Below are 12,325 nucleotides of genomic sequence, written 5' to 3' on the forward strand. Positions count from 1 at the left end.
CCCGGTCACGGGGTGACGATTCGCTAGCGGAGGATCAGACCAGAGGTCTGCGAGCGGGCGGCCTCGAAGCGCGCCTGCGCGTCCTGCCAGTTGACGATGTTCCAGAACGCCTTGACGTAGTCGGCCTTGACGTTGAGGTAGTCGAGGTAGAAGGCGTGCTCCCACATGTCGAGCATGAGCACGGGGTGCGTGCCGACCGGCACGTTGCCCTGCTGGTCGAAGAGCTGGAAGACGTTGAGGCGCGCGCCGATCGAGTCCCACGCGAGCACCGACCAGCCGGAGCCCTGGATGCCCGTGGCGTTCGCGGTGAAGTGCGCCTGGAACTTCGAGAAGTCGCCGAAGAACTCGGCGATCGCGGCCTGCAGCTCGCCCTCGGGCTCGCCGCCGCCGTCGCCTGCGAGGTTGTTCCAGAAGACGGTGTGGTTCGTGTGCCCGCCGAGGTTGAAGGCGAGGTCCTTCTCGAGCTTGTTGACGTTCGCGAGGTCGCCCGAGTCGCGCGCCTCGGCGAGCTTGTCGAGCGCGGTGTTCGCGCCGTCGACGTAGGTCTTGTGGTGCTTGCTGTGGTGCAGCTCCATGATCTTCGCCGAGATGTGGGGCTCGAGCGCCGCGTAGTCGTACGGCAGCTCCGGCAGGGTGTAGACGGCCATGGCTGGCTCCTCTCTCGCGCGCTGCGCGCGCCGATGGGTCGTCTCGATCCTATCCACGGCGGCCTGATCGCGAGCAGGGTCGCGACGGCCGGCTCAGACGTCGTCGATGTCGTCCGGCACCGCATCCTCGGTGCTCGGGATGCCGCGCTCCTGCGCGGCGCGATCCGCCATCGCGAGCAGTCGCCGGATCCGCCCCGCGACCGCGTCCTTCGTCATCGTCGGCTGCGCGAGGTGGCCGAGCTCGTCGAGGCTCGCGTCGCGGTGCTCGAGGCGCAGCCGGCCCGCGTACGCGAGGTGCTCCGGCACCTCGGGACCGAGGATGTCGAGCGCCCGCTCGATGCGCGCGCACGCCGCGACGGCGGCCTGGGCGCTGCGGCGGAGGTTCGCGTCGTCGAAGTTCACGAGCCGGTTCGCGGTCGCTCGCACCTCGCGGCGCTGCCGCAGCTCGGCCCACGCCTGCACGGTGTCGAGCGCGCCCATGGTCGTGAGCATCCGCGAGATCGGCTCGCCCTCGCGGATGACGACGCGGTGCGCGCCGCGCACCTCGCGCGACTTGGCCGGCACGCCGAGCCGACCGGCCGCGCCGACGAGCGCCATCGCGGCCTCGTTGCCCGGACAGGCGATCTCGAGCGCGGCGGAGCGGCCCGGGTCCGAGAGCGAGCCCTGCGCGAGGAACGCCCCTCGCCACACGCCCGCGAGGTCCTCGAGCGAGCCGGTGGTGACCTTGTTCGGGAGTCCGCGCACCGGCTTGCGGCGCGCATCCATGAGCCCTGTCTGCCGCGCGAGCGTCTCGCCCTCGGCGATGACGCGCACGAGGTAGGCGCCGCTCGAGCGGCTCGACGACGACGAGATGCGGGCGATCTCGGCCTTGACGCCGTAGAGCTCGAGGATGCTGCGCGCGAGCCTGCGCGCGGCGGCCGCGGAGTCGAGCTCGCTCTCGACCGCGACCCGGTTCGAGATGACGTGCAGACCGCCGGCGAAGCGCAGCAGGGTCGCGACCTCGGCCGCCTTCGTCTGAGGTCGCGTGACGCGCACGCGCGCGAGCTCCTCCTTGACGTCGTCGGTCAGTGTCACGCCGGTTCCTCTCGTCATTCGCGTCCCAGATCCCTGTGCTTGACCGCGACCCGCACGCCCGGGTGCTCCGAGAGCCGCGAGGCGAGGTACTGCGCCATCGCGACCGATCGGTGCTTGCCGCCGGTGCAGCCGACGCCGAGCACGGCGTGCAGCTTGTTCTCGCGCGCGAAGCCCGAGAGCACCGGCTCGAGCGCCTCGACGTAGCGGTCGGCGAACTCGCGCGCCCCCTCCTGCTCGAGCACGAAGTCGGAGACGACCTCCTCGGTGCCGTTGTGACCGCGCAGGTCGGGGTTCCAGAACGGGTTCGGCAGGAAGCGCATGTCGGCGATGAGGTCGGCGTCGACCGGGAGCCCGTACTTGAAGCCGAAGCTCATGACCGTGAGCACGACCTCGAGCTCGCCGCCGGGCGCGAAGCTCTCCCCCACGCGCGTCGTGAGCTGATGCGGGTTGAGGCCCGTGGTGTCGAGCAGCTGGTCGGCCATGCCGCGCAGCTGCTCGAGCCGGTGGCGCTCCATGCGGATGCCGTCGAGGATCGTGCCGTCGCCCTGCAGCGGGTGCGGCCTGCGCACCTGCTCGTAGCGGCGCACGAGCTCTGCGTCGCTCGCCTCGAGGAACAGCACGCGCACGGAGTGCTCGTTGCGCAGCATCTCGACGAATCGCTTCGCGTCGTCGAACAGCACGCCGCCGCGCACGTCGACGACGATCGCGAGCTTCGCCTCCGTCGCGTCGCCCGCCGCAGCCGTGCGCACGAGCGCGCGCAGCATGCTCGGCGGCAGGTTGTCGACCACGAACCAGCCGAGATCCTCGAGCGCGTTCGCGACCGTCGTGCGTCCTGCACCAGACATGCCGGTGATGATGACGATCTCTCTCGCGTTCACAGCCTGCCGTTCCTCACCCTTGCGTGTCGGCCTCCATCGTATCGGCGCGCAGAGCGCGTGCGATGGCCTCCGCCAGCGCAGGCCCCACGCCGGGCACCTCGCGCAGCTCCTCGGGGGACGCTGCGCGCACGCGCTTCGCGGAGCCGAAGTGCTTGAGCAGCGCGCGCACGCGCGACGGCCCGAGCCCGGGGATGCCGCTCAGCTGCGACTGGATCGCGCTCGAGCGCTTCTGCCGCTGGTAGCTGATCGCGACGCGATGGGCCTCGTCGCGCAGCCGCTGCACGAGGTAGAGCGCCTCGCTCGAGCGCGGCAGGATCACCGGGAACTCGTCGTCCGGCAGCCACAGCTCCTCGAGGCGCTTCGCGATGCCGGCGAGCGCGACGCCCGTGACGCCCTGCTCGTCGAGCGCGCGCTTCGCCGCCTGCACCTGCGGCCGGCCGCCGTCGACGAGCAGCAGCTGCGGCGCGTAGGCGAAGCGGGTCGACGACGCGTCGGGATCCCCCTCGACGAGGTGCTTCGCCCGGCGGGTGATGACCTGGTGGATGGAGTCGGTGTCGTCGGTCGTCTGCGCGATGCCGAACCGGCGGTACTGGTCCTTGCGCGGCAGCCCGTCCTCGAACACGACCATCGAGGCGACGACGCCCTGCCCGCCGAGGTGCGAGACGTCGAAGCACTCGATGCGCAGCGGCGCCTCGGCCATGCCGAGCGCCTCCTGCAGGTCGGCGAGCGCTTGCGAGCGCGTGACGTAGTCGCTCGTGCGCTTCGTGCGCGCGACCTGCAGCGCGTGCGCGGCATTGACGGTGGCGGAGTCGGCGAGCTTGCGCTTCTCGCCGCGCTGCGGCACCCGCACCTCGACGCGCCCGGGCAGCCCGTGGTCGACGCGGCGGTCGGTGAGCCACGCCTCGACCTCGGCGACGGCGTCGGGCGGCTTGGGCAGCAGCACCTCGCGCGCGGGCGGGTCGCCCTCGTCGTACGCGATGCGCAGGATCTGCGTCGCGAGCTCGCTGTCGTCGAGGTCGATCTCGGTGTCGACGACCCACGACTTCGTGCCCCGGATGCGTCCTCCCCGCACCGCGAACAGGTGCACGGCGGCGCTCAGCTCGTCGTGCACGAGCCCGAACACGTCGGCGTCGACGCGATCGGAGAGCACGACGCTCGTGCGCTCGAGCACCGACTCGAGGGCGACGAGCTGGTCGCGCAGCCGCGCGGCGCGCTCGAACTCGAGCCGCGCGCTCGCGCGCTGCATCTCCTCCCGCACGCGGTCGACGAAGTCCTGGTCGCCGCCGTTCATGAACGCGACGAGGTCGCGGGCGATCTCGCGATGCTCCGCGTGCGTGACGCGGCCGACGCACGGCGCGGAGCACTTGCCGATGTCGCCGAGCAGGCACGGCCGCCCGGAGCGCTCGGCGCGGTCGTAGACCGACTGGCTGCACGAGCGCATCGGGAAGGCCTTCAGCAGCAGGTCGAGCGTCTCGCGGATCGCCCACACCTTCGTGTAGGGGCCGAAGTACCGTGCCCCGCGGATGCCGCGATTGCGCGTGATGAGCGCTCGCGGCACGTCCTCGCCCATCGTCACCGACAGGTACGGGTACGACTTGTCGTCGCGGAACTGCACGTTGAACGGCGGCTCGTACTCCTTGATCCAGGTGAACTCGAGCTGCAGCGCCTCGAACTCGCTCGCGACGATCGTCCACTCGACGCGGACGGCCGTGAGCACCATGCGGCGCGTGCGCTCGTGCAGCGCCTCGAGCGGCTGGAAGTAGTTCGAGAGGCGCTGGCGCAGGTTCTTCGCCTTGCCGACGTACAGCACCCGCTCGTGCTCGTCGCGGAACCGGTAGACGCCGGGCGCCGTCGGGATCGTCCCGGGCGCCGGCTTGTACGGGACGGTCCGCGGCGCGCGTGCCGCGGTCATCGCACTCCCGCGCCCAGGATCTCCTTGAGGAAGGCTCCCGTGTGGCTGCCCTCGACCTCGGCGACCTGCTCGGGCGTGCCCGTCGCGACGATCGTGCCGCCGCCCGAGCCGCCCTCGGGGCCGAGGTCGATCACCCAGTCCGCGCTCTTGATGACGTCGAGCGAGTGCTCGATCGTCAGCACGGTGTTGCCCTTCTCGACGAGCCCGTCGAGCACCTCGAGCAGCTTGCGCACATCGTCGAAGTGGAGTCCGGTCGTCGGCTCGTCGAGCACGTAGATGGCGCGGCCCGACGTGCGCCGCTGCAGCTCGGTCGCGAGCTTGACGCGCTGCGCCTCGCCGCCCGAGAGCGTCGTCGCCGACTGGCCGAGCCGCACGTAGCCGAGGCCGACGTCGACGAGCGTCTTGAGGTAGCGGTGGATCGACGAGATGGGCGCGAAGAAGTCGGCGGCCTCCTCGATCGGCATCTGCAGCACGTCGGCGATCGACTTGCCCTTGTAGTGCACCGAGAGCGTGTCGCGGTTGTAGCGCGCACCGTGGCACACCTCGCACTCGACGTAGACGTCGGGGAGGAAGTTCATCTCGATCTTGAGCGTGCCGTCGCCCATGCACGCCTCGCAGCGCCCGCCCTTGACGTTGAACGAGAAGCGGCCGGCGAGGTAGCCGCGCGCCTTCGCCTCCGCCGTCTCGGCGAACAGGTTGCGGATCTTGTCGAACACGCCCGTGTAGGTCGCCGGGTTCGAGCGCGGCGTGCGCCCGATCGGGCCCTGGTCGACGTGGATGACCTTGTCGAGGTGGTGGAGGCCCGTCACGCGCGTGTGCCGCGCGGGCACCTGCCGGGCGCCGTTGAGCGCGTTCGCGAGCACCTTGTGGAGGATGTCGTTCACGAGCGTCGACTTGCCCGAGCCCGAGACGCCGGTGACGGCGACGAACACGCCGAGCGGGATGTCGACGTCGAGGCGCTTGAGGTTGTTGGCGCGCGCGCCCTCGACCCGCAGCATCCGCTCGGGGTCGACGGGTCGCCGCTCGGTCGGGGTCGGGATCGACTCGCGGCCCGAGAGGTACTTGCCGGTGAGCGAGGTCGGGTGCTCGAGCAGCTCCTCGAAGCCGCCGGAGTGCACGACCTCGCCGCCGCGCTCCCCCGCACCCGGGCCGATGTCGACGATCCAGTCGGCCGTGCGGATCGTGTCCTCGTCGTGCTCGACGACGATGAGGGTGTTGCCGAGGTCGCGGAGCGCCTCGAGGGTGCCGATGAGCTTGCGGTTGTCGCGCTGGTGGAGGCCGATCGACGGCTCGTCGAGCACGTACAGCACGCCCGTGAGGCCCGCGCCGATCTGCGTGGCGAGGCGGATGCGCTGGGCCTCGCCGCCCGAGAGGGTCGCGGCGGCGCGCGAGAGCGAGAGGTAGCCGAGCCCGACGCGGATGAGGAAGTCGAGCCGCGCGCGGATCTCGCGCAGCACCGCCGCCGCGATCGTCGCCTCGCGCTCGTCGAGGTCGAGGCCCTCCATGTAGGCGTGCGCGTCGTCGAGGCTCATGTCGGAGACCGTCGCGATCGACGAGCCGTGCACGAGCACGCTCAGCACCTCGGGCTTGAGCCGCGCGCCGCCGCACTCGGGGCACGGCACCTCGCGCAGGAACTCGCCGTGCTTCGCGCGCACCCAGTCGCTGTCGGCCTCCTCGTGCTTGCGCTGGATGTAGGGCATGACGCCCTCGTAGCCGGTCGCGTACTTCAGCTGGCGCCCGTAGCGGTTGCGCCACTGCACCATGACGTTGCCGTCGGTGCCGTGCAGCACCACTTGGCGCACCTCGGTCTCGAGGTCGCGCCACGGGGTGTCGAGCGAGAAGCCCATCTCGCGCGCGAGGCCCCCGAGGAGCCGCTCGAAGTAGGTGTAGAGGCCCTTGCCCGACTGCGTCCACGGCAGGATCGCGCCCTCGCGGATCGAGAGCGCCTCGTCGGCGATCACGAGCTCGGGGTCGGCCGACATCTTCGTGCCGATGCCGGTGCACTCGGGGCAAGCGCCGAACGGCGCGTTGAACGAGAAGGTGCGCGGCTCGATCTCGGTGAGCGAGACGGGGTGGCGGTTCGGGCACGAGAGCTTCTCGCTGAACGTGCGGGTGCGCTCGGGGTCGCTCGACTCGAGGTCGACGTAGTCGATCGTCGCGAGCCCGTCGGCGAGCCGCAGCGCGGTCTCGAGCGAGTCGGTGAGCCGCGAGAGCATGCCGGGCTCGGCGACCATGCGGTCGACCACGACCGAGATGTCGTGCTTGTTCTGCTTCTTGAGCGCGGGTGCCTCGGCGAGCTGCACGAGCTCGCCGTCGATGACGGCGCGCGAGTAGCCGGTTGCGACGAGGTTGCGCAGCAGGTCGGCGAACTCGCCCTTCTTCTGCTGCACGACCGGTGCGAGGATCTGGAAGCGCGTGCGCTCCGGCAGCTCCATGAGCTCGTCGGCGATCTGCTGCACCGTCTGGCGCTGGATGCGCTCGCCGCAGATCGGGCAGTGCGGCACGCCGATGCGCGCCCACAGCAGGCGCATGTAGTCGTGCACCTCGGTGATCGTGCCGACCGTCGAGCGCGGGTTGCGGTTCGTCGACTTCTGGTCGATCGAGACGGCGGGGCTCAAGCCCTCGATGAAGTCGACGTCGGGCCGGTCGACCTGGCCGAGGAACTGGCGCGCGTAGGCGGAGAGCGACTCGACGTAGCGGCGCTGCCCCTCGGCGAAGATCGTGTCGAAGGCGAGCGACGACTTGCCGGATCCGGACAGCCCGGTGAACACCACGAGCGAGTCGCGCGGGATGCGCAGGTCGACGTCCTTGAGGTTGTGCTCGCGGGCGCCGCGGACGTGCAGCTCGGCGGTGTTCGTGGTCGTGGATGTCACCGAAGAAGCCTACGACCGGCCGCTGACACGCATCCCTCGGCTTCGCTGAGGGCGCACTCGGATCCGCTAGCCGATGCGCGCGATCGTCTCCCCCACCGAGGCCGCCGCGCCCTCCTCGAGGACCCGCGAGACGGTGCCCGCGCGGTGCGCGAGTGCCTTCGTCTCCATCTTCATCGCGTCGAGCACCGCGAGCTCCTGGCCCTCGGCGACCTCGGCGCCGTCGTCGACGAGCCACCGCACGAGCGTGCCCGGCACCGGCGCCTCGACGGCCGCCTCGTCGCGCGCCGGCGCCGCGGGCGCTCCGCCGCCCGCTCCCGCCGCGGCCGCGAGGAGCGTGTCGGGCAGGCCGAGCACCACGCGGCGCCCGTCGACCTCGATCGCGACGCGGCGGAGCGCGTCGGCGGGCGCGGGGGCCGGGCGCAGCTGCGGCTCGAGGCGCGGCATGAGCTCGGCCTCGATCCACTGCGTCGACACGGCGAAGCCCTCGGTCGAGAACGCGGGCTCGTCGAGCACGGCGAGCGCGAACGGCGCGACCGTGGCGACGCCCTCGACCTCGAGCTCGCCGAGCGCGCGGCGGAGCCGCACGAGGGCCGCGTCGCGGTCGGGCGCGTGGACGATCAGCTTCGCCGCGAGCGAGTCGAACGCCGCCTCGACGCGGTCCCCCGCCTCGACGCCGGCGTCCCAGCGCACGCCGGGACCGCCGGGGACCCGCAGGCCCGACACCGCCCCGGGGCTGGGCAGGAAGCCGCGGCCCGGGTCCTCGGCGTTGACGCGCAGCTCGATCGCGTGGCCGGACGGCGCGGGCGTCGCGTCGAACGAGATGCCGCGGCCCTCGGCTATGCGCAGCTGCTCGCGCACGAGGTCGACACCGGTCACCATCTCGGTGACGGGGTGCTCGACCTGCAGCCGCGTGTTCACCTCGAGGAAGGCGATCGTGCCGTCGGCGGCGAGCAGGAACTCGACCGTGCCGGCGCCTCGGTAGTCGACGGCCGCGCAGATGTCGCGCGCGGCGGCGTGGATGCGCGCGCGCTGCTCGTCGGTGAGGCCCGGCGCGGGCGCCTCCTCGAGCAGCTTCTGGCTGCGACGCTGGAGCGAGCAGTCGCGGTCGCCCACGACGACGACGCGGCCGGCGCCGTCGCCGAGCACCTGCGCCTCGACGTGGCGGGGGTGCTCGAGGTAGCGCTCGACGAAGCACTCGCCGCGGCCGAAGGCGCCGACGGCCTCGCGTGAGGCGGCCTCGAAGGCCTCCGGCACCTCCTCGAGCGTCCTGGCGATGCGCATGCCGCGCCCGCCGCCGCCGAACGCGGCCTTCACGACGATCGGCAGGCCGTGCTCCTCGGCGAAGGCGACGGCCTCGTGCGCGCCCTCGAGCGGGCGGTCGATGCCGGGCGCGAGCGGCGCGCCGGCCTCGATCGCGATGCGCCGGGCGGAGACCTTGTCGCCGAGCGCCTCGATGCTCGCGGGCGCCGGCCCGATCCAGGTCAGGCCCGCTTCCTCCACCGCGCGCGCGAACGCGGCGCTCTCGGAGAGGAAGCCGTAGCCGGGGTGCACGGCGTCGGCGCCCGATGCGCGCGCCGCCTCGAGCAGCGAGGGGATGTCGAGGTACGTCTCGGCCGCGGTCGAGCCGCCCAGGGCGACGGCGGCGTCGGCCGCCCGCACGTGCATCGCGTCGACGTCCTGGTCGGCGTACACGGCGACCGAGCGGATGCCCGCCTCGGCGCACGCGCGCGCGACCCGAACGGCGATCTCGCCGCGGTTGGCGATGAGGACGGTCTGGATGCGGGTCATGCGGAGGCTCCGAGGTCGATCAGGGGGTCGTCGGCGAGGACGAAGCGGATGCGGGCACCGGGCGGCAGCTGGCCGGCGAGGTCGAGGTCGGCGTCGACGACGGCGCCGACGATCGGGTACCCGCCCGTGAGCGGGTGGTCGGGCAGGAACAGCACGGGCTGGCCGTCGGGCGGCACCTGGATGGCGCCCGTCACGGCGCCCTCGCTGGGCAGCTCGCCGTCGCGCGCGCGCTCGAGCGGCGCGCCCTCGAGCCGGACGCCGACGCGGTCGGAGCGCGGCGTGACGAGCCAGGCCTGGGCCGTGAGCGCCTCGAGCGCGGCAGGCGTGAACCAGTCGGAGCGCGGGCCGAGCACGATGCGCAGCGGCACCTCCTGCCCGGGCGCGGGCGGCGAGGCGAGGGGCTCGGGCACGGGCTCGACGGCGTGGGGCGCCGCCGCGGGACCGTGGAGCGGCACCACGTCGCCCGCGGCGAGCGGCTCAGGGCCGAGGTCGGCCAGGGTATCGGTCGCGAGGCTGCCGAGCGCGGGCTCGAGCGCGATGCCGCCGCGCACGGCCACGAGGGCGCGGAGGCCCGCAGTGACCGCGCCGATCCGGAGCTCGTCGCCGTCGTCGAGGGCGACGGGCGCGCCGGGGACGACGGCCGCGGTGCCGGCAGGCCCCTCGACGGTCGCCTCGACGGTGCCGCCCGCGATCGCGACGACGGCGGGGCCGCGGGCGCGGAGCACCGCGCCGCCCCCCGCGAGCTCGAGCGCGGCGGTGCCCGGCGGGTTGCCCACCGCGCGGTTCGCGGCGCGCAGCGCCGTCCGGTCGGCGGTCCCGGAGGCGCTCACGCCCGTCGCGGCCATGCCGGGCCGGCCGAGGTCCTGCACGAGCAGCTGCAGGCCGGGGCGCACGACCTCGAGCGCGTGCGCGCTGTCGACGGCGGGCCGCTCGGCGGACGCCGCCTCGACGAGCTCGCGCTCGACGCGCTCGAAGCGCACGGCGGTGCCGGGCGCGAGGAGCGCCGCGGGCTCGCGGCCGAGGTCCCACATGCGCGCGTCCGTGCGTCCGATGAGCTGCCAGCCGCCGGGGCTCTCGCGCGGGTACACGCCCGAGAAGGCGCCCGCGAGGCCGACCGAGCCGGCAGGGATGCGCGTGCGCGGGCTCGAGCGGCGCGGCACCTGGAAGAGCGCGTCGTCGCCGACGAGGTAGCCGAAGCCGGGCGCGTAGCCGGTGAAGGCGACGCTCCACGCGGCGGCCTGGTGGCGCGCGATGACCTCCTCGGCCGAGACGCCGAGCAGCCCGGCGACCTCGTCGAGGTCCTGGCCGTCGTAGCGGACCGGGATGGTGACGGCGGCGTCGCTCGCCGCGCGCTCGGCGGCCGGCTCGATCGCGAGCAGGCGCTCGGCGAGGTCGGAGCCCTTGACGGCGCGGGGGTCGAACCGCACGAGGATGGTGCGGGCGGCGGGAACGAGCTCGGTCACGCCCGGCAGCGCCGCCTCGCGCAGCCGCGGCAGCAGCCGCATCGACTCGTCGAGGTCGGCCGCCTCGAGCAGCAGCGCCGTGTCGGCCGCGGTGACGACGCGCGTCATGCGGCGTAGGCCGAGTCGGGCACGTCGAGCACCATCATGTGGCCGGGCGCGTGGGTGATCGCGAACGGGGGTCGCGAGGCCATGATCGCCGCCTGCGGCGTGACGCCGCACGCCCAGAACACCGGCACCTCTCCCTCGCGCAGCTCCGGCGCGTCGCCGAAGTCGGGCGCGCCGAGGTCGGCGATGCCGAGCGAGCCGGGGTCGCCGATGTGCACCGGAGCCCCGTGGACCGCCGGGAAGCGGCCGGAGATGGTCACCGCATCGGCGACGCGGTCGGCGGGGATCGGCCGCATCGAGACGACGAGCTCGCCCGAGAGCCGGCCCGCGGGCTCGCACTGCCGGGACGTGCGGTACATCGGCACGTTCGTGCCGAGCTCCTGGTGCCGGATGGGGATGCCGGCGTCGGCGAGGCCCGCCTCGAAGGTGAAGCTGCAGCCGATGAGGAAGGCGACGAGCGGCTGCTCGGCCCACGCCGGGGTCGCGTCGGCGACCTCCGCGACGAGCTCTCCGTCGCGCCACACGCGGTAGGCGGGGATGTCGGTGCGCAGGTCGGCGCCGGGCGCGAGGCGCGGCTCGACGCGGCCGTCGGCCGAGGGCTCCACGACCTCGAGCACGGGGCACGGCTTCGGGTTGCGCTGCGCGAACAGCAGGGTCTCGAACGCCCAGTCGGCGGGCACCGCGATGAGGTTGGCCTGCACGAGCCCGTGGGCGACGCCGCTCGTGGGGGCCACGAGGCCGCCGCGGTACGCCGCGCGCGCCTCGCGCGCGGCGGCGAGCTGCTCGGCGGTCGCGACGGGCGCGTGCGGACCGAGCATCAGCGCGCTCCCGCGAACGGGGCGATCGCGACGCCGGCGGCCTCGAGCGCCGCGCGGGTCGCCTCCGCCATCGCGATGGCGCCGGGGCTGTCGCCGTGCACGCAGATCGACTCGGCGCGCACGCGGATCGTCGTGCCGTCGATCGCCTCGAGCACGCCCTCCTGCGCGAGGCGCACCATCCGCGCCGCCACCGCCTCCGGGTCGTGCAGGACCGAGCCCGGCTGCCTCCGCGACACGAGCAGGCCCTCGGGCGTGTACGCGCGGTCGGCGAACGCCTCGGCGGCGGTGTCGAGGCCCGCGGCCTCGGCGACGTCGAGCATCACCGAGCCCGCGAGCCCGAGCAGCACGAGCGACGGGTCGACGGCGCGCACCGCCGCGACGACGACGCGCGCGTGCGCCTCGTCGTGCGCGATGCGGTTGTAGAGCGCGCCGTGCGGCTTCACGTAGACCATCGGGCCGCCCGCCGACGTCGCGAGGGCGCCGAGCGCGCCGAGCTGGTACTCGACGTGGGCCTGCAGCGTCGCGTCGTCGATGTCGACGTCGTCGCGGCCGAAGCCCTCGTAGTCGCGGTACCCGGGGTGGGCGCCGATCGCGACGCCGCGCGCGGCCGCCTCCGCGAGGGTCGCCCGGATGCCCTCCGGGCTCCCCGCGTGGAAGCCGCACGCGACGTTCGCGCTCGTGACGACCCGCAGCATCGCCGCGTCGTCGCCGACGATCCGCTCGGGGACGTTCTCGCCCAGGTCGGAGTTGAGGTCGATGGTCGCCAC

The 12,325-nt window shown here is 73.6% G+C and carries 9 protein-coding genes; all 9 read right to left on the reverse strand.

Annotated elements, in window-relative coordinates:
• Nucleotides 1-23: 23 nt before the first annotated feature.
• Nucleotides 24-647: a superoxide dismutase gene (locus ACP7BI_RS10955; RefSeq protein WP_425846137.1), complete on the reverse strand. Its 624-nt coding sequence runs from the start codon at nt 645-647 to the stop codon at nt 24-26.
• Nucleotides 648-740: 93 nt separating this feature from the next.
• On the reverse strand, nt 741-1,721 hold the full coding sequence (gene whiA, locus ACP7BI_RS10960) for a DNA-binding protein WhiA (RefSeq protein WP_021009481.1): 981 nt from the start codon (nt 1,719-1,721) through the stop codon (nt 741-743).
• 14 nt (nt 1,722-1,735) lie between these two features.
• Nucleotides 1,736-2,599 carry an RNase adapter RapZ gene (gene rapZ, locus ACP7BI_RS10965; RefSeq protein ID WP_425846139.1) on the reverse strand — a complete coding sequence of 288 codons (864 nt, stop codon included), beginning with the start codon at nt 2,597-2,599 and terminating at the stop codon, nt 1,736-1,738.
• Nucleotides 2,600-2,612: 13 nt separating this feature from the next.
• Nucleotides 2,613-4,511 (reverse strand): excinuclease ABC subunit UvrC, encoded by a 1,899-nt coding sequence (uvrC, locus tag ACP7BI_RS10970; protein WP_425846141.1) that lies wholly within the window; start codon nt 4,509-4,511, stop codon nt 2,613-2,615.
• Complete coding sequence (gene uvrA / locus ACP7BI_RS10975; RefSeq protein WP_425846144.1) at nt 4,508-7,384, reverse strand: excinuclease ABC subunit UvrA; 2,877 nt, start codon at nt 7,382-7,384, stop codon at nt 4,508-4,510. Before uvrA ends, uvrC begins: the two co-directional genes overlap by 4 nt.
• A 66-nt stretch (nt 7,385-7,450) precedes the next feature.
• On the reverse strand, nt 7,451-9,163 hold the full coding sequence (locus ACP7BI_RS10980; RefSeq protein ID WP_425846328.1) for an acetyl/propionyl/methylcrotonyl-CoA carboxylase subunit alpha: 1,713 nt from the start codon (nt 9,161-9,163) through the stop codon (nt 7,451-7,453).
• A 5-nt stretch (nt 9,164-9,168) separates the two neighbouring features.
• Complete coding sequence (locus ACP7BI_RS10985; protein WP_425846147.1) at nt 9,169-10,743, reverse strand: 5-oxoprolinase/urea amidolyase family protein; 1,575 nt, start codon at nt 10,741-10,743, stop codon at nt 9,169-9,171.
• The gene (locus ACP7BI_RS10990) at nt 10,740-11,558 is read right to left on the reverse strand and encodes a putative hydro-lyase (protein WP_425846149.1); all 819 of its coding nucleotides are present in this window, start codon (nt 11,556-11,558) and stop codon (nt 10,740-10,742) included. Before ACP7BI_RS10990 ends, ACP7BI_RS10985 begins: the two co-directional genes overlap by 4 nt.
• Nucleotides 11,558-12,325, reverse strand: a complete 768-nt coding sequence (locus ACP7BI_RS10995; protein WP_425846150.1) for a LamB/YcsF family protein — start codon at nt 12,323-12,325, stop codon at nt 11,558-11,560. Before ACP7BI_RS10995 ends, ACP7BI_RS10990 begins: the two co-directional genes overlap by 1 nt.

Source organism: Agrococcus sp. TSP3-2-1 (assembly GCF_049897585.1).
Lineage (GTDB): Bacteria > Actinomycetota > Actinomycetes > Actinomycetales > Microbacteriaceae > Agrococcus.

Excerpts from the sequence above, each read along its gene's own strand:
- ACP7BI_RS10985 (WP_425846147.1), bottom strand. The coding sequence starts at position 10,743 with ATGACGCGCGTCGTCACCGCGGCCGACACGGCGCTGCTGCTCGAGGCG.
- ACP7BI_RS10990 (WP_425846149.1), bottom strand. The coding sequence starts at position 11,558 with ATGCTCGGTCCGCACGCGCCCGTCGCGACCGCCGAGCAGCTCGCCGCC.
- ACP7BI_RS10955 (WP_425846137.1), bottom strand. The coding sequence starts at position 647 with ATGGCCGTCTACACCCTGCCGGAGCTGCCGTACGACTACGCGGCGCTC.
- uvrC (WP_425846141.1), bottom strand. The coding sequence starts at position 4,511 with ATGACCGCGGCACGCGCGCCGCGGACCGTCCCGTACAAGCCGGCGCCC.